General features: G+C 68.3%; 13 protein-coding genes. 3 read left to right on the forward strand and 10 right to left on the reverse strand.

Features of this window, described 5'->3' with window-relative positions; genetic code table 11:
* Window positions 1–5 precede the first annotated feature (5 nt).
* A complete protein-coding gene (locus JYK05_RS23195) occupies window positions 6–791 on the reverse strand; it encodes a hypothetical protein (protein WP_206470064.1) in 786 nt (261 codons plus the stop codon).
* A gap of 123 nt (window positions 792–914) precedes the next feature.
* On the opposite strand from JYK05_RS23195, the gene JYK05_RS23200 reads away from it, so the two are divergent.
* Entirely contained in the window at window positions 915–2,705 is a 1,791-nt protein-coding gene (locus tag JYK05_RS23200; protein ID WP_206470066.1) for a hybrid sensor histidine kinase/response regulator, read from the forward strand.
* A 24-nt stretch (window positions 2,706–2,729) separates the two neighbouring features.
* Here JYK05_RS23200 and JYK05_RS23205 read toward each other — a convergent pair whose 3' ends face one another.
* The 9 genes from JYK05_RS23205 to tssJ all read right to left on the reverse strand — a co-directional run bounded on the left by JYK05_RS23205 (window position 2,730) and on the right by tssJ (window position 15,577).
* Window positions 2,730–3,485 carry a hypothetical protein gene (locus JYK05_RS23205; RefSeq protein WP_206470068.1) on the reverse strand — a complete coding sequence of 252 codons (756 nt, stop codon included), beginning with the start codon at window positions 3,483–3,485 and terminating at the stop codon, window positions 2,730–2,732.
* Window positions 3,482–4,150, reverse strand: coding sequence for a response regulator transcription factor (locus tag JYK05_RS23210; protein ID WP_206470070.1), 669 nt, complete (start codon window positions 4,148–4,150; stop codon window positions 3,482–3,484). The genes JYK05_RS23205 and JYK05_RS23210 overlap by 4 nt, the downstream gene beginning before the upstream one ends.
* A gap of 11 nt (window positions 4,151–4,161) precedes the next feature.
* Window positions 4,162–6,012 carry an MltA domain-containing protein gene (locus JYK05_RS23215; protein WP_241270049.1) on the reverse strand — a complete coding sequence of 617 codons (1,851 nt, stop codon included), beginning with the start codon at window positions 6,010–6,012 and terminating at the stop codon, window positions 4,162–4,164.
* A 64-nt stretch (window positions 6,013–6,076) separates the two neighbouring features.
* The gene (locus JYK05_RS23220) at window positions 6,077–7,873 is read right to left on the reverse strand and encodes a serine/threonine-protein kinase (protein WP_206470072.1); all 1,797 of its coding nucleotides are present in this window, start codon (window positions 7,871–7,873) and stop codon (window positions 6,077–6,079) included.
* Entirely contained in the window at window positions 7,870–8,616 is a 747-nt protein-coding gene (gene tagF / locus JYK05_RS23225) for a type VI secretion system-associated protein TagF (RefSeq protein ID WP_206470074.1), read from the reverse strand. The genes JYK05_RS23220 and tagF overlap by 4 nt, the downstream gene beginning before the upstream one ends.
* Window positions 8,613–12,239 carry a type VI secretion system membrane subunit TssM gene (tssM, locus tag JYK05_RS23230; protein ID WP_206470076.1) on the reverse strand — a complete coding sequence of 1,209 codons (3,627 nt, stop codon included), beginning with the start codon at window positions 12,237–12,239 and terminating at the stop codon, window positions 8,613–8,615. Before tssM ends, tagF begins: the two co-directional genes overlap by 4 nt.
* A 2-nt stretch (window positions 12,240–12,241) precedes the next feature.
* Entirely contained in the window at window positions 12,242–13,549 is a 1,308-nt protein-coding gene (locus JYK05_RS23235) for a DotU family type VI secretion system protein (RefSeq protein WP_206470078.1), read from the reverse strand.
* A 21-nt stretch (window positions 13,550–13,570) separates the two neighbouring features.
* The gene (tssK, locus tag JYK05_RS23240) at window positions 13,571–14,920 is read right to left on the reverse strand and encodes a type VI secretion system baseplate subunit TssK (protein ID WP_175942773.1); all 1,350 of its coding nucleotides are present in this window, start codon (window positions 14,918–14,920) and stop codon (window positions 13,571–13,573) included.
* Between the two features lie 120 nt (window positions 14,921–15,040).
* Window positions 15,041–15,577 carry a type VI secretion system lipoprotein TssJ gene (tssJ, locus tag JYK05_RS23245; protein ID WP_175942775.1) on the reverse strand — a complete coding sequence of 179 codons (537 nt, stop codon included), beginning with the start codon at window positions 15,575–15,577 and terminating at the stop codon, window positions 15,041–15,043.
* Between the two features lie 147 nt (window positions 15,578–15,724).
* Here tssJ and JYK05_RS23250 point away from each other — a divergent pair, with 147 nt between their 5' ends.
* Together JYK05_RS23250 and JYK05_RS23255 are read left to right on the forward strand one after the other, a co-directional pair.
* Window positions 15,725–18,070, forward strand: coding sequence for a CHAT domain-containing protein (locus JYK05_RS23250; protein ID WP_241270050.1), 2,346 nt, complete (start codon window positions 15,725–15,727; stop codon window positions 18,068–18,070).
* A 56-nt stretch (window positions 18,071–18,126) separates the two neighbouring features.
* On the forward strand, window positions 18,127–19,875 hold the full coding sequence (locus JYK05_RS23255; RefSeq protein ID WP_206470080.1) for a ShlB/FhaC/HecB family hemolysin secretion/activation protein: 1,749 nt from the start codon (window positions 18,127–18,129) through the stop codon (window positions 19,873–19,875).
* Window positions 19,876–19,878: the final 3 nt, after the last annotated feature.

Raw genomic sequence — 19,878 nt, forward strand, 5'->3', positions numbered from 1 at the left:
TTGCGTCACTCGCGAGCAGACGGCGCACACTGCCCCGACTCCAGCGCGAGCAGATTCAGCACGAGCAGAATGGCGGGCTGATTCTCCGCGCTGATTTCGATACCGAGCGTGCCGCCGATCCATCGACCGATCTTGGTCGCCGCGAAGTCCTCGCTTTGCGCGCGCTTTTTGAGGGTGACGCCGAGCTTCAGCGCCCGGTAGTGATACGACGGAATGTGATGCCGTGACGCGATTCCGCAGAGGCCGCCCTTGTCGCGCGAACGCCAGCCGAACGTACCCGCGAGCACCAGTTGCTCGTACTGGTCCAGGCCGTCGATGAACTCGCGCGCCAGATCACGCACACGTGCTTCATCGAGTCCATGCTGAATCAGGACGGAGCGGACCGGATCGTCCAGCGCGTGAGCGTGTTCGTCTACCTGCTCTTCGATGCCTTCCACTTCCATCGACACGTCCCGCTGGTGACTCGCGCTGCGCAAGTGGTCAACAAGAAATCGCCTGAAATACGCACACACGGCGTAGCCGCTCGAAGGCGCGCTGTGCTCACCCGCGTGCGAGCGGCCGTGGCCGGGTTCCAGGCGCAAGACCTTGGCGTAGATGAACTGGGCGATCAGCTCTTCCTTGTCCTCGCCTAGCGCGTGCAGTTCGGGCGGATGATACGCGCGCAACGCGCCTTGCACGAGCTGGTAAATTGAGATCATTTCGTCATGCGAAAGGTTCGTCCGGCGCCGCCACAGATCGGTGAGCATCGGAAGCGCGCCTGCCTGCGCGACGTCCATGGTCAGGGTGTCCATCTCGTCATCCCCCCATTCAGGTGGCCACGAATCGAGTATGGTTTTCTAGAGGCAGGCGACCAATATACCGTTGGTAATAGCCGTCGTCTAAACGCCTGGATACACCGGCAAGGGGCTGACAGAATGCATGACGACCGACGAAAGCGCGAGGTCGATGCCGACATCGATCACGATGTGGCAAGCGTGCTCTATGCGGCGGATCCGGCCTCCTTTCCCGCGCATGCCTGTGCGATCGCGCTGCTCGCCGTCGTTTATGTCGCGTACGAGGGCGATGGGCCGCTGCCGCTTTTCTGTGTGCTGCTTCACGGCGTGGCAATCTGCCTGGCGATCGGCTTGTGGTCGTGGCGGTGGCGTCGGCCGTCGCGGTTCGGCGCGCGGCGCTGGATCGGGCTGCATGCGCTGCGCAATGTCGCGCTTTACGGCGCACCGGGCTTGTCGGCGTGGTTCGCGTTTCAACATGCATCCGCGGCGCTCGCGGCAGCGCATATCGTGCTGCTCGTCGCGCTCACCACGCTTGCTTATGCCGCGAACGCGCTGAACGCGCTCAACCTGCGCAGCGCGATGGTGCCGCTGCTTTTGCCCGCCGCTACGCTGCACGTTCTGCAGGCTGACAACGGGCGGCTCGCACTGGGCGTCGCGCTTCTCATCATCATCGTCGCGGTCGATCTGCTGGCATCGCAGTATCGCGACGTTCATCGCGACCTCGCCGTGGCGCGCGCCGAACAGCAGCGACTCGCGCAAATCATCGCGCGGCAAAAGGGCGTGATCAAGGAAGCGAGCATCGCGAGGACGCGTTTCTTCGCCGCGGCGAGTCACGATCTGCGTCAGCCGCTGCATGCCATCGGTCTGCTCGCGCATTCGCTCGCCGATCGCCGCGCGAGCGAGGCGGAGCGCGAGGCCACCGCGCAGCACATCGTCGACAATGTCGAAGCGTTGAATCATCTGTTCAACCAAGTGCTCGACCTGGCGCGCCTGGAAAGCGGCGTGACGCAGGCGATGCCGCAGCACTTCCATCTGTCCGACGTGCTCGCGCGCATCGAACAGCAGTTTCGTCCTGCGGCCGCCGCCAAGGGGCTGGCGCTGCGCATCGCGCCGACGTCGTGTGTCGCGTTCACTGATCCGGTGCTGCTCGAACGCGTGGTGGCGAACTTGGTGTCGAACGCGGTGCGCTACACCGAGCGCGGCGCAGTGTGGATCGGCGTGCGCCGGTCCGCGAGCCCGGAACGCTGCTTCGTCGAAGTGAGGGACTCCGGCATCGGCATTGCGCCGCAGGAGCACGAACTCGTCTTCGAAGAGTTCTATCAAGCGCCGCTCGCCGGCCGCGACCGGCGCGAAGGCCATGGTCTCGGCCTCTCGACGGTGCGGCGTCTCACGCGTCTGCTGGGCGGCGAGCCGATGCTGCGCTCGGCGCCCGGCCGCGGCACGACGATGCGCGTGCCGGTCCGAACCGGCGATCCGAGTCTCGTGACCGCGAGCCTCGTCGCGGCGCCGGTGATGAGCGCGTTCATCGACGGCCGCCGCGTGTTGTGCGTCGACGAAGACCCGGCGAACCTGGAAGCGCTCGGCGCGCTGCTCACGCGCTGGGGCTGCGTCGTGCGAGGCTGCCCCGACGAGCTCGCAGCCGTGCGCGCGATCTCCGAAGGCTTCGTGCCGGACGTGCTGCTTTGCGACTATCGGATCGACAGTCATCAGACGGGCATCGAAGCGATGCAGGCGGTGCGCGAGGCGCTGCGCCGACGCGGCCACCACGGTCTTGCGCGCGTGTTGATCACGGGCGACATGGCGTCGCCCGAACTCGCGGCGCTCGTGGCCGAAGGCGTGCCGGTGCTGCACAAGCCGGTCACGCCAACGCGCCTGCGCCGCACGCTCGACGTCCTGCTCCAGCCGCGCAGCGAGGGGCACGAGGCGGCCTGATGCGCCGGGCTCGAACTGGATGCGTCAGGCGACGTTGCCGCGCATGCGCAACGCGCGCAGATACTGTCCCGCCACTTCCGATGCGCCGTAGTGCACGACGGTCTCGTCGACGAGCGCCCAGACTTGCGCGCCGCCGAGTTGCACGCGCCGGCAGAACGACAGATCTTCGGACAGGTAATGGCTCTGTTGCTCGATGGTGTCGAAAAAGCCGTAGAACCGGCCGTCCGGCAGCGCGTCGCGATACTGCTCGGGCGGCGCATAGCACTGCGTGAACGGAAGCGTGACTTCGAACGCATCGCGGCGCGCGAGAAAGATGCCGGTGCCGACGTGCTCCGCTTCGACGAAGCCGTCTATGACGCGCGCGCGGCCATCGCCGGAAGTCTTGAGCCGCACCGTGTAGTCCGTGTGCTTTTCGAGCCACTCGCGCAGCGTCAGCCCCTGATCGGAATCACCGATGCGCCGTTCCAGATTCATGCGCCGGTATGGATACGCGACGCCGGCCACGCACTTGTCGGCGGCGAGCAGCTTCATCACCGCTTGCGGCGCGAAGCGCATGTCCGTGTCGAGAAAGAGCAGATGCGAGAACTCGCGATGCGCGACGAAGTAGCTCGCGAAGAAATTGCGGGCGCGAATGACGTGCGACGAGCCGACATGCATCGTCTGGAAACCGCAGCCCGCGTCGGCGAGGGCGCGCGCCGTCTCCATCAGAGAGAACGCGAATTGGATGTGCACGTCGTCGTGATGCGTCGGCAGACAGACGAGCACGTTCGGCGCGCTCATAGTTCGCGTCCCGTGCGCAGCCAGTCGTTGATCACGGCGATCGCCGCCGAGCGGCTGTGCACGCCGAGCGCGCCGAAGATCACCGACAGGTGAACCTTCACCGTGCCTTCCGCGATCCGCAGCTCGCGCGCGATCATCTTGTTCGTGCAGCCACGATGAACGAGCCGCATGATCTCGCGCTGACGCGGCGACAAGTTTTCCATCAGATGCCGGTGATGCGACGGGAGCGGCGCGGCGCGCGCGTTTCCGAGCGGTTGCGTCGCGTCGGTGAGGCGTAGCGCCTCGACCGGCACGTAGGCGCCGCCTGAAAGCACCAGTTCAAAAGCCTTCTGCATCACGTTGGCGGGCTCTCGCTTGGGCACGAAGCCGAGCGCGCCGGCGGCGAGCACGGCGCGCATTTCGTCGACCGATTCTTCCGCCGACAGCACGACGAGCGGCAACGCGGGATTGGCCTTCAGCAGCGCCGCCAGCGACGACGCGCTCTCCATGCCCGACATGTGCAGGTCGACGATGGCGAGGTCGTGATTCGCGCCGGGGTGCGCGGCGGCGGCGAGCGTGTCCCAGCTGTCCGCTTCGTCGAACTGCGCGTCGTGATCGAGGCCGCGCAACAGCGTTTTGACGGCCTGGCGGATCAGTTCATGGTCGTCGGCGACGAGAAATTTCATGTTCGATCCATTCACGGCGCGGTCGATGGCATATCGTCGACGCACAGGTCGGGGTCGCTCACGACGCAATCGGCGCCCGGCATCGCGGGGCCGCCGCGCACGCGCACTGCGGATTCCCTGGCCGAGATGCGCAGGCCCTTGGGCAGCAGCACCCACATCTGCGCCGGCTGCTTCATGCGGCTCGCCTTCTGCTGCGCCTGCTCGCCGGTGCCGAAGAAATAGTCGGCACGCAGCGCGCCCCGAATAGCGCCGCCGGCGTCCTGCGCCATCAAGAGCCGAGCGACCTGAGAGCCGTTTCCCGCTTCGCTCGCGTTGACGAACACGGGCGCGCCGAGCGGCGTCGTGCGCGGATCGACCGCCGCCGAGCGTTCCGCCGACAGCGCCACGCCGAGCGCGCCGATCGGCCCGGCGGCGGAATCGGGGATGGTCCGAAAGAAGACATAGCTCGGGTCCGAGGAAGCGAACGCATAGCCGAGCGGCGGCGTCGGCGCGCCGGACGAACCGGTGGCTTCAGCGGTGGCGGACGCCACGGGCCGAGGTGCCGGGTAAGCCGCCGCCGATGTGCTCACGCGCGCCGGCCGCACGGCGGGCGTCGCGCCTTTCGCGAGCGTGAAGCCGCGCAAGAGCGGGGATTCGGGCGGGCCATCGGGTTGCGCTGACGTGTCGGCGGGCGGATCGGCGTTCTGCGCGCCGCGCAATAGCGCGGACTTCGGCGTGTCGTCGGAGGTGGAAGCGTCCGCTTGCGTGCTGACATCGCCTTCGTCGAGATCGATCTCGACGCCGCGCACCAGCACCTTGCGGCCCTTGCTCGACGCCGTTGCGACCGGCGGATTGAAGGCGAGCCCGTTCTGCTCGGCGTACGCGAGGCGGATCACGCCCGCGCCATCCGGCAGCACGATCTTGCCCGCGCCCTGCAGCTGCATCGCGTAGAGCATCGCGGGGTCGGCTACCCAGGCGAGCACCGGCGCGTCGATGCGTCCACGCTCGATCTGCGCGCGCGAGTAGTACGGCACGATGCGATTGCCCTCACGTCGCAGCCGCACCTTCTTGTCGCGGATATCGGGCGCGCTGTTGCCGAGTTCGAGCGCGTAGACGCCCTTGGCGTTGCCGGTCGCGATCGCCGCGAGCGGAATCACCGTGCGTCCTTCGACGCGCGCCATGACCGGTTCGTTGCGCGCGTTCGGCGGCAGGCGGCGCGCATCGAGGAAAAGCATGTCGCGCGGCACGCCGTAGACCGGATAGACGTAGGGCGCGCCGTAGGTTCGGCTGCCGCGCAGGACGGGTTCGTAGTAGCCGGTCAGTACGCCGCGCGAAGTCTTGTCGACGTTGCGGATCTGGTAGACCGTGAAGTTCTCCTCGAAGAAGCGTCGCACCGCGGCGTTGTCGTTCGCGGCGATGCGGCGCGCCGCCGCGCACGGCGCCGCCCAAGCCGCTTTACCGGCGAGCACGGAGCAGCCGCGCCGGAACGCGTCCCACGACTGCGCAACGTCGTCGCCGGACCAGCCTGGCACACTGGAAAACGGCACGGGCGTGTAGAGCGCGTTCTTCGTGGCGAAGGGCGTCGCGGTGGCGGAAAGCGCGGCCGCGGGGCTGGCGGGAAGCGGATTGAGAATCCCGGGCTCGCGCCCCGACGCCGCCGCGCTGACGATCGGCGCCTCTGCGGCGAGTTCGTCGGCGGTGGCGCCCGTGGAAGCCGTTTCGCGCGCCTGTGCGACTTGCGGCGCGGGCGGCGTCGGCGAGTTCGCGCATGCGGCGAGCGCGCCCGCGAGCATCGTGCAAAGCAACTTCAGCGTGACCTTCCCGCATGCGAACGGTGCTGCGCGAAAAGTGCCGGCGGCCTGGCCGCGCATACGTGGTGCCATGATGTCCTCGTCCAGCTTCAGGGGCTTTCTGTGTCACGCGCCGAAGGCCATGACGCGCGCTTCGCTATCTGGACGAATGGACGACGTCGATTTTGAAAGCGGCCGCACCGAATGCGACCGGGCACGAGGGCGCCGCGCTGCCGCACGACGGTACGCCCGCGAACGGCGACGCCGTGAGCGTGCGCCGCGCCGCAGCCGCGTGCTGGCCCTCGGGCGAGAGACTCGCGAAGACGGAATCGTGCGTCATGTCGAGCGTGGCGAAGTCGCGCGGCGCGCTGGACACGATCGCGATGAAATTGTTCGCGCCAGCGGGCTCGCCGGCTTGCATCGGCCAGGCCGGGCGCGGCAGCACGAGACGTTTGTTCGCGCCGATGCGGTTGTCCTCGTCGAGCTCGTTCGGGAACAGTTGCAGGTACTGATTCGCCGGATCGACGACGAACACGTAGACATACCCATCGCGATTGCTCGTGATCGAGAAGCGCAGCCGGTCATGCCCGATGACCGCGCGCGGCTGCGGCACCTCCGCCTTCACGACGATGGACGGGTCCGCGAGCGACACGATGCGCGCGAATTCATCGGCGGGCGTAAATGGCGCGAGCGCGGGCGCAGCCTGCGCCTCGGAGGCCGCCGCAATGACCGCGGACGATGCCGAAGCAGGCGCGGCGACAGCAGGAACCGGCGCGCTCGCAATCTTCGCGGCGCGATCGACAGCGGCGGAAGGCGCGTGCGACAGCAACTTCGGCACGAAAAAGCCGAGCGCCGCGGCCGCCGTGAGTCCGCATGCCGCGCCGGATATCCAGCCGATGCCCCGTCGCGGCGCCGCCGTCGCGCCATGCTTGCCGGCGCTTGCTGCATCCTCGTCTAGTGCAATGCCGAGTTCGGCGGCGAACTGCCGGTCGGTCTGCGGCCGGTTCGCGGGCTGCACGGCGAGCGCGTGATCGATCGCCTTCAGGAAGCGGTCCGAGTAACGCCCGGCGGCGAGCTTGGCGAGCGGCTGATAGCTGTCCTTCACCATTCGCCCGACGGACGGCGGCGGCGTTCTCCCGACGATCGCGAAGTAGACGAGCGCGGCGAGCGCGTAGTGATCGGTCCACGGTCCTTGTCTAAGCGACGGCACTTCGGCGTACTGTTCGATCGGCGCATACCCCGGCTTGAGGATCACGGTGAGCGCCTGCGTCATGTCGCCGATCACGCGCCGCGCCGCGCCGAAATCCAGCAGCACCGGCCGGTGACTCTCTTCCAGGAGGATGATGTTGTCCGGCGCGACATCGCGATGAAAGCAGTTGGCCGCATGCAGGACGGCGAGCGCGTCGACGAGCGGCGTGAGCAGCGCGCGCAGCCAGGCTTCGTCGGGCGGCTTCTGCATGCTCTTGAGCGCGTCCCGGAGCGTCACGCCCTTGTAGTACGGCATCACCATGTAGGCGGTGCCGTTGGCTTCCCAGAAGCGATACACCTTCACGAGCGACTGATGATCGAAGCGCGCGAGCAGCCTCGCTTCGTCGTTGATGAAGCTCTTGAGCCCGGCGCGGAACGTGCTCTCGTAGCGCGCCGAACGGACCTGCACCTGCGTCGTGCCGACGCGCGCGGCAAGCGCCGACGGCATGTATTCCTTGAGCGCGACATGGCGGTCGAGCGAGGTATCGAAAGCCAGATAGACGATTCCGAAGCCGCCTTCGCCGATCAGCCCGACGATCTCGAACTCGCCGAGCCGCGTGCCCGGCGGCAGAACGTTGTGCGCGGCGGCTCGTTCGGGCGCAACCGGCGCGCCCTGCGTCCCGAAACCGCTGACGATCACCGTCCGGTCGGCTTCGCCGTGGTCTTGGGTCGGGCCATCTTCGCGGTCGTCGTCGCTCGCGTTCATGATCCGCAATCCCGCAACAAGGTGGTGAAGAGCGCCGTGTCCGGCAGACCGTACACGGGCCACAGGATGAACGGGCGCGGCGCGCGCTCCAGCCCATCGGCGGCGCTCGCGGCCTGCGCCGAGGTCCATATGCTCATGCCGTAGACCTCGCTTTGCCACGCCGGCGCAAAGCTGCGCGCGATGGTTTCGGGCAGCGCCTCGGGCGATGGCACGACCCACGGCGCGTCGAGCACGGCGGCGCGCGTCGCGGCGCACGGCGACGACGGCGCCGGCACGGGCAGCGCGGCGAGTTGCTCGTCGAGGCGCTCGATGCTGTGGTCGCAATCCAGCGCGACGAGCGCGACGCTCTCGATCGCGGAGAGCCATCGCCACAAAGCGGCGATCTCGTTTCCCGTGGCTGGCGCGCACGGCAACGCCGCCGCGATAGTCAGCGGAAAATGCCGTCCGACGCGGTCCACCGACGCCATCACGACGCCCGTCCAGCACGAGGCGAGCGTCGGCGCGATCGCACCGGGCATCGCGAAGAAGCGCCAGACGGGGCACGTGAGATAGAGCGAAAGCCAGTCCGCGCCGAGCGCGTGCTGCGTTTCGGCGACGCGCTGCGCGAGCCATGCGTCCCACGGCGCGACGAAGGCGTCGGAGAGCCGCCGCGCGGCGAAGTCGCCGAGGGAGGGCAACTTGCCGTACCAGCCGGCGATAGCTGCGCCCCCGTCGCCCGGCGTGACGCCGTGATCGTCGCTCATAGGCGTTCCGGACAGGAGAACTTGCGCAGATCCGCGAGCCGGAACGGATTCTCGACGCTGCTTGCTGTCACTTCGAAGCGCGCCTTGCGGCCCTCCACGTCGAAGGTCACGATGAAGCGCTCGGGCTGACTGGTCGGCTCTACGTCGAGCCGGTCGAACATGCGAAAGAGCGCCCACGGGCCTTCGAACACCACGTTGCTCGCGCTGCTCGAGGGCGGCGGCGTCAGTTGCAGGCTCACGCGTTGGGAGCCGCGCGCGCCGGGCCACTGGATCGTCGTCGCGATCTGCGGGCCGTGCGCGTAGGTGAGCACCTGCCCGTCGACATCGAGCGTGAAGGAGAGAATCGTCGGGTCCATGTCGAGCGGCTTGAACTTCAGCGTGAGCGCGGGCGTCTTGCCCCCCGCGGCGAAGAACACGCCGCGGATGGTCGCGGCGCGCTCGAACTGCGCAAGCCCGGCAGGGCTGATCTGCGTCGCCGACGAATCCGATTTCTTGAACGCCCAAGGCTTCGCGGAGACATCGACTTCCGGCGCCAGGTTCTTCTGGAAGAAGTCGTCGAACTTGCCGCCCGGCGCGAACAGCGTGCCGAAATCTTCAGGCAGCACGTCGCGCGCAGAAGCGGGGTTGAACGGATAACGCCCGCCCACCGCCCGCACGCAGTACGCCGAGATCGACTCCTTGAGGTCGTCCGTCATGTTGGCGCGCCGCACCCGCTGCGTTTGCGCGGCGCCCTGGCTGCCGAGGTCGAGCAGCGCGGTGCGGATCGGCTCGGGCATGCGCGCCGCCTGCGTGCGCAGCTTCGCCGGCGCGTCCGAGGGCGGCGGCGCGGTTTTTTGCTGCAGGGCTTCGTCGGTCGCGCTCAGGTACGTGTACATGTCGTTGATCGACGCGAGCATCTGCGCGACGGGCGCGGGCTGACCCGCGCCGGGGCTCGTCACCAACGCGCGCAGTCCGCTGAAACGATCGTCGACGATGCTCTCCAGACGCGTGCCCGGCGCGACCGGCGCGATGCGCGTCGGGTCCGGCCCGCCGATGACCTTCAGCAGTTGCTCGCGCGCCGCGCTGATCTTGTCGGTGGCTCGGTCGACGACCGTCGTTTCGCTGTCCGGTTTAGCAGCGAGCGTGGTCTCGCGCGACGCGGCCTTGACGAGCATCGCGAGCGGCGAATCCGGTGCGGACAGGATACGTGCGATCTGCACCGACTGAGTCAGGTTGTCCGCACGCACGATCCGCACGTCGTTCAGGAAGTCGGTCCACGCGCGCGCATAGTCCTGCAGATAGAGCAGCCGCACGTCTTCCGTCAGACGCTGCATCGCCGCGGGATCGCCACGCGGCAGGCCCGTCTGGTCGCGAATGCCGAGCACCCACGGCTCTTCGGCGGCGAGTTGCGCCGACACCTGATCGACGGCCTTGAGAAACGCCTTGTGATAGCCGTCGAACGAATACAGGCCGGGCACTCCGCTCGTCAACGGCTTGCCGCTCGCGCGCACGAACACGAGGGACGCGTTCGGGCCGCCCGCGCGCGCCACGGTGAATTCCGGGAAGTCCGCGCCGACGCCTTGCTGTTTCACGCGCCCGTACACGCGCTGCGCGAGCGTGCTGGTGGCGAGCATCGCCCGGACGTGGGCGACGAGGCGGTCGTCGAATGGCAAGTTCGGATGCACCACGCCGCGCGCGAACAGCGTGTCCAGATGCGCGGCGAGCGCGACGCGCTCCTCATTGCTGACTTCGCGCGGCAAGCCGCTGTCCCAGTCGGTGACGATCCATGTCTTGAGCGCGTCGGCATCCTGATGATCGGGCTGGTTCATCATCAGATACGCCTTGAGCGATTCGTACGCGTAACCCGCATTCGACGCATTCGCCCCGCGCGCCTGTTCCTCGATGCGCGCCGCGAGCTTCGGCAGGAACAGATCGTCGAGCAGGCGCCGATAGGCGTCGTTCGCGGCGGCGTCGAGCTTGGCGCCTTGCCACAGGCCGAGGCGCATCGCGAGCGGCGGATGAGCGGCATCGACCTGCGGAGTCGACGCGAGATTGCGCACGGCCGAGAGCAGCGGCAGCAGGGCGACGACACTCGCGTTCGCCGCGGTCGTGCCCGCCGCCGCCTGTTTCGCGAGCTGCGCGGTCTGCTCCACGCCCGCCACGTAGGAACGGTTGCGCAGATAGCTCGTGCCCCACAGCACGAGCATGCACGCGCTCACCGCCGCGATCGACGCGTAGGCTGAAAGCCTCCGCAGATGCCGCCGCCGCGCCCATTGCAGGTTCGACCCGGCGAGGCCCTGCTCCGCGAACACGACCTGCGTCAGCAGCCGTTCGAGAAAGAAGCTGCGCCCGCTCGCGGTTCGCGCCGGCGGCACGCTGCGGTCAATGCCGAACGCGCGCGAGAGCGATCCCATCACGCGGTCGATGGGCGTGCCTTCTTGTGTGCCGCTCGTGAAATAGACCCCGCGCACGAGCGGAATGTCGTCGTGCTTCGACTGCACGAAGGTCGCGCGCAATGCCTCCGCGAGCAGCGGCTTCAACGCGGCGAACTGCTGCGGAAATCCGATGATGGCGGCGCGCTGCGCAAGGCCGGTCTCGGCGTTCATGCGCTCGGGCAGGCGCGCGACGAGCCGTGCTTCGAGCGCGTCGAGCTCGGCGTCCACGCGCGCGGCGAATTCGGCTTCGCTTAGCGGGCGCTTCGGATCGTACGGAAAGGTGAAGCCGAAGACCTGCGCGCGCTCCTCTTTCGACATGTCCGCGAAAAATTCGCTGAAGCCCGCGAGCAGGTCCGTCTTGGTGACGAGCACGTAGACCGGAAAGCGCGTGCGGAACGCCTGCATCAGCTCGCGCATGCGCGCGCGCAGCGTCGCCGCCGCTTCTTCGATGCCCGCCGGCGACGCGCCAAGCAGGTCGGGCACGGCGAGCGTCAGCAGCACGCCGTTGATCGGCTGGCGCGGACGCGTCTTGCGCAAGAGCGCGAGGAAGCCTTGCCACGCGGCCTGATCCGTTTCGCGGTCGCCTTCGTGCGTGGTGTAGCGGCCGGCGGTGTCGATCAATACGGCGTCGTCGGTGAACCACCAGTCGCAATTTCGCGTGCCGCCGACGCCGCGAATCTTGTCGGTGCCGAAGCGTTCGGCGAGCGGAAAGCGCAGGCCCGAATGCACGAGCGCCGTGGTCTTGCCCGCGCCCGGCGCGCCGATGAACATGTACCACGGCAACTGGTACAGATACTGTTTGCCCGAGAGCGTGATCAGGTCGCGCCAGCCCGGTTTTCTCCCCGACGCGGCGATGCGGGCGTCGCGCAGCGCGGCGATCGCTTCGTCGAAGCGTTTTGCGAGTGTCGCGACTTCCGCTTCGCCGGGCGTGGGCGCGGCGGCGGCTCGCGCCATGTTAGGAGGCGCGGCCAGTCCGGCGCACAAGGCAGCCTGCGTGCGCCGCGCGCGCCACGCGACCCACGCATGCCGCAAGACGAGCAGCAGGACGACGCAGCCCATCGCGATGAAGCGCGCCTCGCGGGCTTCGAGCGGATATTTGCCGGCAATCGACACGAGCGGCCCGGCGATCCATATCACGCTCGAAACGAACAACAATCCGACGACGAGCAGCAGGAGCGGATGAAAGATGATCTTGAGCAGCGTTTTCATGTTCAGGACCCGGGCTTCGCGAACAGGGTGATTTCCACGCGCCGGTTGCGCGCGCGGCCGGCGGGCGAGTCGTTCGGCGCGACGGGATCGGCTTCGCCCTTGCCCTCGGCCTTCAGGCGCGCGGCGGGCACCGTGGCCGCGATCAGGTCGCGCACGTTCGCGGCGCGCTCCTGCGACAGTTCCCAGTTCGATGGATAACGCGCCGAGCGAATCGGCCGGTCGTCGGTGTGGCCGGTGACGAGCACGTTGCCCGGCACTGCCGCGAGCGCCGCCGCGATCCGCGCGATGAGCGGACGCACTTGTTCCGACACTTCTGCGCTGCCGGCCCTGAAGACGTTGTCGCCGTGCAGCGTGATGACCGAGCGGTCGACGCGGTCATCGACGGCGAGCTGGCCGTCGCGAATTTCCTGCGCGAGAAATTCGGCGAGACGCGGCCGCGCCGCCGGCGCGACGACGAGCGGCCGTTGCGCGCCCGCGCGGATCGACGCGAGCGTGTCGAACACGGGATCGGACAATTGCCCGAGGCGGAAGCTCATTGTCAGAAAGGCGAGCGTGAGCACCAGCAGCGCCAACGCGCCGACGACCCACACCGGCAGCACGTCGGTGGTGCGCCGCCGAGTCATCGCCACGCCTTGCCAGTGCGGCGAGAGCGCGCGCTCCGGCTCGCCGCGCTCCTTGCGGATCAGTTGATGAAGCCGTGCGCGGATCGCATCGAGCGCCTGCCGGCCTTGCGCCGCGACGCGGTAGCGGCCCTCGAAGCCGAGCGCGAGCACCATGCTCGCCAGTTCGAGCAGATGCAGATGCTGCCGGGGATTTTGTGCGATCCGCGCGAGCAACTGGAACACCTTCTCGCCGCCCCACGCCTCGTTGTGGAACGTGACCAGCAGGCTTTGACGCGCCCACACGCCCGCGCCCCACGGCGTGCACGACGCGGCTTCGTCGAGCATGGTACAGACGATGTAGCGCGCCGCCGTGACCTGTTCCTGCGCGATGCCGTTCACGCGCGCCTGCGCTTCGAAGCGGCGCACGCACGCCGCGAGCGAATCTCGCAGGGCGGCGGGATCGGCGCAGGCGCTCATCGCGCGAATGCGCGGCGCGAGCTGCAAGAGCGGCGCGCACGCGGCGACCAGCGGATTGACCGCGCCACCCTGCGCAAAGGCGGTATCCAAGGCAAGCGCGTTAGCATCGGGCGACGCCGCGCCGGACGTGAACGGTCCCTGCGTGCTCCCGGTGCGGCGGCGCGCGCCGGGATTGGGCTTGATCATCGTCTGCTCGGATTCGAATCCGGCGAAGGGATTGTCGTTCGTCATGTCGTCGAGATGCCTGAATGATCAGTGGCGGATGGCCCAGCACTCCAGTTCGAGCGCCGGAAACTCGCCCGCGATGTACATCGCGAGGTTGCCGGTTTGCTCCAGCTCCTTCCACAGCTCGCCGCCGCGATCCAGTTCGAAGTACGAATAACCCGCGTGAAATGGAATCTGGCGCGGCGCGACGGGCATCGCACGCAATTCGATGCCCGGCAGCGCGAGATTCACGAGATCGCGCAGCTTTTCGGCGGGCGCCACCTTGACCTGGGTCGGGAACCGCGTGCGCAGCGCTTCGCCCGGCATCTGCGCGCTCGCGGCGAGTACGAATGCGGCGCTGCGCACCAGTTCGAGATCATTGATGACGGCGACGCGCACGCCCGGCTTCCTGCTCTGCAAGTCGATTGCGATGGCGTTCGGCTCCGGCACTTGCGCGAGCAGTTGCCGCACGTCGCGCATGAGCGGTTCGAAGGAACTGGCGAGATCATCGTGCCGATACGGCGGATAGGCGAGCACGCGGCGGCGTTCGTCGAACGCGGCGAGATCGCCTGCGAGCGCGAGCGTGATCTCATACAGGCGCTCGGGATGCAGGAGCGGCACCTGCAGCAGATGCGCGAACTGCGGCTCGAAGCGGTTCAGCGTCTGCAGCAAGAGGAAGTCTGCGATTTCAGAGACGCCGCCGCGCCCCGGGTTCGCAATATGCCGCGCGAGCCGGTCCGCATGCTGATGCAAAAGGCCCGCGATTTCCTGCGCGTGGCTCAGCAGGCGCGCGTCGGCGAGCGCGTGGAGCATCGGCGGGACATAGTTCGCGTCGAGCATCACGCGGTTGTCCGCGCGACGCTCCAGCACGCGCGCGATGCCGATGGTCGCGAAGGCGTCCGTCGCGTCGCGCGCGAGCATGAGCCGCAGGTTCGGCGCGCCGACGCGCATCTCGGCGACGCGGTCGGTGCTCGTCGTGACATCGGCGACGGCGGTGTCGGTCGTGCGGTAGCGAAGCGCGCCGGCGTAACCGTCGGTCGCGGGCGCTGCGCCGTCCGGGTCGAACGCCTTCGCGCCGGCGCGCTCCAGCGGCAGCGCGAGCAGCACGGTTTCGTCGCGCGTGCCGGCGGGGATGTCGAGCGGCGGCGGCGCGGGGAAGTCGTCGGGAAAGGAGAACGCCGTGCCGTCGGGGAGGACGCCGAACCCCTGCGCGAGCGCGATCTTGCCGAGCCCGAGCGCGATGTCGTCGAGCATGAGCGACGCCCAGCCCCACGACCATGCTTCGGTCGCGCGCGCGTGCGAGCGCACGAGGTGCTCGATGAAGCGGTCGTGCTGCTGGAAATGCTGCGGTTCGAGAAACAGCCCCTCGGACCAGATCGTGCGTTGGTGCCAGGTCATGGTGGCCTTGTGCGCTCTGCTTGTTTGCCTGACGCTCGCGCATTGCCGACGACGATGCGAGCGCTCCGCTCATAGAACGATCTGGCGCCCGGATTTTTGGAAAGCGCCGCGCCGACGCATTCACTTCGCCTTCTTCTTCGATGCCGGCGGCGCGGGAGCGGGCTGCGCCGTGATCGACACGTCGGCGGTGTCGATGCGCACGCTCATGATCGTCGTCTGGTTCGGTGGCACCGGCGCGGTGGCCCGCCAGCGCGCGCGTTCGATATCGCGATAGGCGGCCACCACCGCGATGAACTTCGTGCCCGGCTGCGCGAGCTGCTCGACGCTCTGCTTCTCGCCGGGCTTTAGCAGGAACTCGTTCTTGGCATTGAGATCCGCGCCGAGGGTCGCCTGATCCTTGCCGTAGAGCGTGAAGAAGTCGGCGCTGTCGAAGGAGGAGGTCGCTTTCAGTTCGTACACCCGAACGAGAACGGGCGACGGACGCCCGCTGTGATCCGGATTGACCTTGTCGATGGCGTTTACGTCGATGTGCACGATCGTCGGCGGCGGGGGCGCGGGCGGCGGCGACTTGCAGGCCGCGACGGCAAGCGTTCCCGTCACGACCACGAGCGCGGCAGCGAAGCGCATGAAGGAAGATTTCGGCTCGATGTTTTGCATGATGCGCCCGTATGCCCGCCAACACAGCAGCAGACGAACCACGTCCGTGCATTTTTCAAACCGGCCGAGGTGGTTCGTCTACTCGTGACACCGCCGCGAACGTCTGATCGCGGCGAATTTCGCCGGGGTCCATCGAGGAGCGCATCTGTGAAACCGATCGAGCGGATCGCGTCGGCCCGTGTCGTGGCCGATGCACGCGCGCCCATGAGCGGCGCGATCAAGCGCGCCGAAGTGCTGCTGGCGCTGATGGCCATGCTGGCGCTCGTTCCGCGCGCCCTCCATGCGCAGGCCGCGGCGCATTCGGCTTGCGCGCCGCAAGAGGCGAGCATGCAACTCGCGCAGATCGATGTGCGTTCTTCTGAGCGAGGCGCCCGCAACGCACCGGAAGCGCAGGAAACGCACGAAACGCACGAAACGCAGGAAGCGCAGGAAACGCACGCGCCGTCTTCATCGCCAGACGCGCCGCTCACGAGCGCCGCACGCGATGCAGAAGCCCGCGTGCGCGACGCCGAAACCATCGCGGCGCTCTCGAAGGAGGGACAACTGCTGCTCGCACGCGATCAGGTCAAGCTCGACGGTTATGCGTACTGCAGCATGTCGGTGGCGGCGGCGGAGCGCGGCGATTTCCGCGAAAGCATCGAGGCGGCGGCGCGTGCGCTGGTCGTCGCCACGAAGACGGACAACGCCGGTCTCGCCGCGTTGTCGCGCCGCGATCTTGCAATCGCCTACAGCTACGCCGGCGATCTCGACGACGCCGGGCGCTACGCGAAGGAAGCCATCGCCGCGGGCCAGAACAATCCGCAACAGGTGCTCGCGCCCGCGCACAAGGTGCTCGGCGACATCGCGGCGCGGCGCAGCGACCCGGCGGCGGCGCTTGCCGAATATCGCGCGGCGCTCGACTCGGCGTCGCCGCGTTATCGGCCGCTGGTGCTCCTGTCGATCGTGAACGCGCAGATCGCGAGCGGCGATGCGGCCGGCGCGCGCGCGACCTTCGCACAGACGAAAGACGTCGACGGCACCCTGCTCGCGCCGCTCGGCAAGCGCATAGAAGGCAATCTGCTGCTCGCGGAGCACAAACCCGAGCAGGCGCTCGCCGCGTTCTCCGCGAGCGCCGCGAAGGGTGGGACCGACGCGAGTTACGACGATCTGTGGGCGCACGAGGGTATGGGCCGCGCTTATCTCGCGCTCGGAGATCGAAAGCAGGCCCGCGCCGCCTGGCTTGCCGCGCTCGACGATTCCGAATCCATCCGCGCGCGCTTTCGCAGCGACGAGTTCAAGACTGGCCTCTTCTCCGACGTTCAGACGGTCTTCGAGGAAACCATCGCGCTCGTCGTCGAGGATGGCGACTATCGGCTCGCGTGGACGCTGTCCGAACGCAGCCGCAGCCGCGCGCTGCTCGACGTGGTGCGCAACCGGCTCGACAAGAACGTCGACGAAACGCAGCTCAACGGCCGCACGCTTGCGCTCGACGACGTGCGCGGCGCGCTCGCGCCCGGCGAGGCGATCGTCCAATATCACGGCCTGCCCGATCGCATGATCGCGTGGGTGCTGCGCGCCGACGGCATCGCGGGCTTTACGCTGCCGATCGCGCGCCACGACATGACCCTCGCCGTGAGCGACTTCCGCAACGCGATCATTCGCGGCAAGCCGCAGGCGATCACTTACGGCACCCGGCTCGATGCGTTGCTGATCGAGCCGCTCGGCCTGCGTGACGGTGAGCGGCTCATCGTCGTGCCGAACGGCGCGCTGCACTATATGCCGTTCCAGGCGCTCAAGAACGCCCGAGGCTTCCTGATCCAGCGTCATGCGATCTCCCTCGCGCCTTCGGCGAGCGTCGCGGTGCAGCTCGTGCGCCGCCAGCAGCATATCGCGAGCGATCTCGTCGCGTTCGGCAATCCGCGTATCGGTCCGGATTACGAACTGCCGTCGGCGGAGTCGGAAGTGCGCGCCATCGGTCCGCTGTTCGCGCGCAACGCAACCTTCGTGCGCGGCGACGTGACGCGCAAGGCGTTCGACGACAACGCGCCGGCCGGCCGGATCGTGCATGTGGCGACACACGCGCAGGCGGACACCATCGACCCGCTGCATTCGCGCGTGCTGCTCGCGCCTTCCAGCCAGCCCGCCGATGGGCCCGACCCGCTGCTTGCCGCCGACATCTACAACCTGAAGCTCGACGCCGTCGCGCTCGTCACGCTGTCCGCCTGCGAGACGGCGCTCGGGCGCGTCGGGCGCGGCGACGAAATCATGGGCTTCACGCGCGCCTTCTTCTATGCGGGCGCATCGGCGCTGCTGGTGTCGATGTGGCCGGTCGCCGACGAATCGACCGAACTCACGATGCGCACCTTCTACGGCTCGCTTACCAAAGGCGAGCAGGCGATCGACGCGATGCGCGATGCCCAACTCGCCGTGCTCGCCAACAGCCGCTTCGCCCACCCGTTCTACTGGGCGCCCTTCGATCTGATGGGCAACTGGCGGCTTTCTGTCGCCCGCTGAGTTTCGTCCGATGCCGCCGCGCGGTCCCGATTGAGGATGTCGCCGTGAACCATGCCATGAAAACCGAACATACCGCCCGGCGCTTGCCCGTGCGTTTGCGTCCGCGCCGCCTCCCGCGCACGGCGGCAGTGGGCCTCGCCTGCGCGAGCGCGATCACGGCGTGGGCGCAGCAGGTGCCGTTGCCCGGCACGGCGCAAGTGCCGAGCGCGGGCACGCTGCTCAACGAGCAGCCGCGCCCGCCCGTCACCGCGCCGCCGCCCGGCGTCGGGGCGAACGCGCTGCCCGCGCCGATCGCGCCGCCCGCGCCCGTGCCCGAGGGCCGAAAATTCGTGCTGAAGGGCATCCGGCTCGCGGGCAACGAAACCTTGTCTGCCGATACGCTGCTCGCGCCCGTCGCCGACAGGATCGGACAGGAAGTGTCGATCAACGACCTGAACGCGATGGCCGCGCGCATTGCGCAGGTGTACCGCGATCGAGGCTATCCGCTCGCGCAGGTCGTAGTCCCGCCGCAGGACGTGACCGAAGGCGACGTCACGCTCACCGTGCTCGAAGGCAAGATCGGGCGCGTGCGGCTGACGATCGCGCCGGGGGCGCCCATCAAGGAGTCGCTCGTGCGCGGGCGGCTCGCCGCGATCGAGCCGGGCAAGCCGCTCCGGCAGGGCGAGCTCGAACGCACGATGTTGCTGCTATCGGACGTGCCCGGCATCAAGGTGAGCTCCGCGCTCGAGTCGGGCAGCGCGCCCGGCACCGTCGATCTGAACGTGACCGTCGAGGCAGCGCGCCGCTACGACTTCGCGCTCGCCGGCGACAACTACGGTTCCGCGCCTGCCGGACGCTGGCGCCTCGGCGCGGTCGGCCGGCTGGCGTCGCCGTTCGGCATCGGCGACAACCTGGACGTGAACCTGCTCGGCGCCGAGCGCGCCGATACGCTCTATGGCCGGGTGGGCTACGACGCGCCGATCGACGCCAACGGCACGCGCATGGGGATCGCCTACTCGCATCTCTATTACTACCTCGGGCAGAACTTCTCGTCGCTGCAGGCGCACGGCGACGCTGACGTTGTCACGGCGTCGGTCACGCATCCGCTGATTCGCTCGCGCAGCCAGAACCTGGTTGTTCGCGGCGCGCTGGAGTATCGCTCGCTCACGGACAAGATCGACGCCGTCGGCGTCGACAATCCGCAGAAGCTCTACGTGGCGAGCGTCGGGCTTTCGTACGAGAGTCGCGACAGCTTTCTCGGCGGCGGCTTCAACAGCGCGGATCTGCAGCTGGCCTTCGCGCACCTGAACATCGATTCGGCGGCCGCGCAGCAGATCGACCAGGGGCCGAACGGACGCGACACGGCGGGCAACAGCGTGCGTCTGATCATGCAGGCCAACCGCCTCAACGCGATCACGCCGAAGACGAGCTTCTTCGTGGGCGTGTCGGGGCAATGGGCGAACCGGAACCTCGACAACTCGTCGCGCTTCGCCCTCGGCGGCCCTAAGGCGGTGCGTGCGTACTCGCCGTCGGAGGCAATCGTCGACGAAGGGCTCGTTGCGACCGCCTCGCTGCGTTACGCCGTGATTCCGACGCTGACGCTCTCCGCGTTCTTCGATATCGGCGTTGGCCGCTACAACGCGCGCTCGATTCCGGCACAGGGCGCCAACACCGTGACGCGCAGCGGGGCGGGGCTCGGCCTCTTCTGGAACGCGCCGTACGGCATCACGGTGGACGCGAGCATGGCGTGGCGCACCACCCGCGCCGACAGCACCGGCGACGACAAGGTGCCGCGCGTGTACGTGCAGGTTTCCAAATCGTTTTAGCCG

This window comes from Caballeronia sp. M1242, assembly GCF_017220215.1.
Lineage (GTDB): Bacteria > Pseudomonadota > Gammaproteobacteria > Burkholderiales > Burkholderiaceae > Caballeronia.

Excerpts from the sequence above, each read along its gene's own strand:
- JYK05_RS23195 (WP_206470064.1), bottom strand. The coding sequence starts at position 791 with ATGGACACCCTGACCATGGACGTCGCGCAGGCAGGCGCGCTTCCGATG.
- JYK05_RS23200 (WP_206470066.1), top strand. The coding sequence starts at position 915 with ATGCATGACGACCGACGAAAGCGCGAGGTCGATGCCGACATCGATCAC.
- JYK05_RS23205 (WP_206470068.1), bottom strand. The coding sequence starts at position 3,485 with ATGAGCGCGCCGAACGTGCTCGTCTGTCTGCCGACGCATCACGACGAC.
- JYK05_RS23210 (WP_206470070.1), bottom strand. The coding sequence starts at position 4,150 with ATGAAATTTCTCGTCGCCGACGACCATGAACTGATCCGCCAGGCCGTC.
- JYK05_RS23215 (WP_241270049.1), bottom strand. The coding sequence starts at position 6,012 with ATGGCACCACGTATGCGCGGCCAGGCCGCCGGCACTTTTCGCGCAGCA.
- JYK05_RS23220 (WP_206470072.1), bottom strand. The coding sequence starts at position 7,873 with ATGAACGCGAGCGACGACGACCGCGAAGATGGCCCGACCCAAGACCAC.
- tagF (WP_206470074.1), bottom strand. The coding sequence starts at position 8,616 with ATGAGCGACGATCACGGCGTCACGCCGGGCGACGGGGGCGCAGCTATC.
- tssM (WP_206470076.1), bottom strand. The coding sequence starts at position 12,239 with ATGAAAACGCTGCTCAAGATCATCTTTCATCCGCTCCTGCTGCTCGTC.
- JYK05_RS23235 (WP_206470078.1), bottom strand. The coding sequence starts at position 13,549 with ATGACGAACGACAATCCCTTCGCCGGATTCGAATCCGAGCAGACGATG.
- tssK (WP_175942773.1), bottom strand. The coding sequence starts at position 14,920 with ATGACCTGGCACCAACGCACGATCTGGTCCGAGGGGCTGTTTCTCGAA.
- tssJ (WP_175942775.1), bottom strand. The coding sequence starts at position 15,577 with ATGCAAAACATCGAGCCGAAATCTTCCTTCATGCGCTTCGCTGCCGCG.
- JYK05_RS23255 (WP_206470080.1), top strand. The coding sequence starts at position 18,127 with ATGAAAACCGAACATACCGCCCGGCGCTTGCCCGTGCGTTTGCGTCCG.